Origin of the sequence: Mesorhizobium sp. M2A.F.Ca.ET.037.01.1.1, from assembly GCF_003998075.1 — a bacterium.
GTDB lineage: Bacteria > Pseudomonadota > Alphaproteobacteria > Rhizobiales > Rhizobiaceae > Mesorhizobium.
Genome location: NZ_RZSA01001241.1, coordinates 1 through 1,668, shown reverse-complemented (window position 1 = coordinate 1,668; position 1,668 = coordinate 1). Strand labels below are relative to the sequence as shown.

Below are 1,668 nucleotides of genomic sequence, written 5' to 3'. Positions count from 1 at the left end.
CATCCTGACGGGCAAGAATTCCGTGAGAAGCTAAGCAATTCCAGGAAAAGTGTGTAGCGGTTTTCCGTCCGGAATTGGGTCAAGACAAAAAGTCCAGCTGTTGGGCCTAGGGCTCGTCCGGCGCCTTTGGAAGCGGTATTGAGCCTCATGCGGCGGTGCCCTCCGGGTGTGCCGCCGCCATGATGCTTGAGGGGACGGCATGAAGATCCTGGTTCTCGGCGCCGGCGTGGTTGGCACGGCGGCCGCCTATTATCTGGCCAAGGACGGTCACGAGGTGACGGTGATCGAGCGCCACGAGGCGGCGGCCCGAGGCACCAGCCAGTCGAATGCCGGCCTGGTGTCGCCCGGCGACGCCACCGCCTGGGCTTCGCCCGCCGCGCTGAAGACCTTCCTGCGCGCGCTTTGGAACCACGATCTCGGCATCAAGGTGAGACTCCGCCTCGATCCCTATTTCTATGCCTGGAGCCTGCGCTTCCTGCGCGAATGCACCGTGAAGCGGCTGCGCGCCAACACCGACATCAAGCTCAGGCTCGCGCTGCATTCCCGCGCGTGCATCAATCAACTGTCGGAGGAGACCGGCATCCACTACGACGAGCGCAGGAAGGGCATCCTCTATTTCTTCCGCTCGCAGAAGAGCCTCGACACCGGCATCGACAATTACCGCTATCTCGGCGAGCACGGTCTGCCGATCGAGATCGTCGGTCGCGAGCGCCTGATCGAGCTGGAACCGGGCCTGGCCGGCGTGAAGGAAAAGATCGCCGGCGGCGTCTATTCGCCGATCGACCAGACCGGCGATTCCAAGCAGTTCACCGACAGGCTCGCCGCCCATGCCGCCGAGAAGCTCGGCGTGAAATTCCTGTTCGGCACGACAATCCAGGGCCTCGACATCGAGGGCGACCGGGCGCGCGCCGTCATGACCTCGGCCGGCCCGGTCACCGGCGACGCCGTCGTCATCTCCATGGGACCGGAAAGCGGTCTGCTCGGCCGCCGCTACGGCATCGACCTGCCGGTCTATCCGGTGAAGGGCTACACCGCGACGATTCCCTTGGAGGACGAAAGCAAGGGCCCGACCATGGGCGGCGCCGACGAGGACCGGCTGATCGGCTATTCGAGGCTCGGCAATCGCCTGCGCATGTCCTCGACGGCCGAGTTCACCGGCTTCGACCGCAGCTTCAAGCCCAGCGATTTCAGGACCATCCTGGAAACCGGCAAGGATCTTTTCCCGGGAGCCTTCGACGAGAAGAAAGCCGTGCTGTGGGCGGGATTGCGGCCGATGATGCCGAACTCGGTTCCCGTGATCGGCCAGGCGAAATACCGCAACCTCTATCTCGACACCGGCCACGGTCATGTCGGCTGGACGATGGCCTGCGGCTCGGGGCAATTCCTGGCGGATGTCGTCGCCGGCAGAAAGCCACAGATCGATCCCAAAGGATTGCTATACGGGACGGCACGCTGAAACCTATCCAATCGGCGACGTTGGCGCTGCCCCTCATCCGCCCTTCGGGCACCTTCTCCCCGTAAACGGGGCGAAGGGGCTGGCCGTGTCCGAACCGGATAGATAGGTAACAGAATGGACCGATTAGATGGGTGACAGTTTTCTTGCCAGCCGGGAGGACCGGCGATGGTTTGGCGAGAGACTGGCATCATGGATGCGGGGCGTCGTTTTGT

General features: G+C 63.5%; 1 protein-coding gene. It reads left to right on the top strand.

Annotated elements, in window-relative coordinates:
- The first annotated feature begins 199 nt into the window (after positions 1 to 199).
- The gene (locus tag EOA27_RS35535) at positions 200 to 1,456 is read left to right on the top strand and encodes a D-amino acid dehydrogenase (RefSeq protein ID WP_126079325.1); all 1,257 of its coding nucleotides are present in this window, start codon (positions 200 to 202) and stop codon (positions 1,454 to 1,456) included.
- Positions 1,457 to 1,668: the final 212 nt, after the last annotated feature.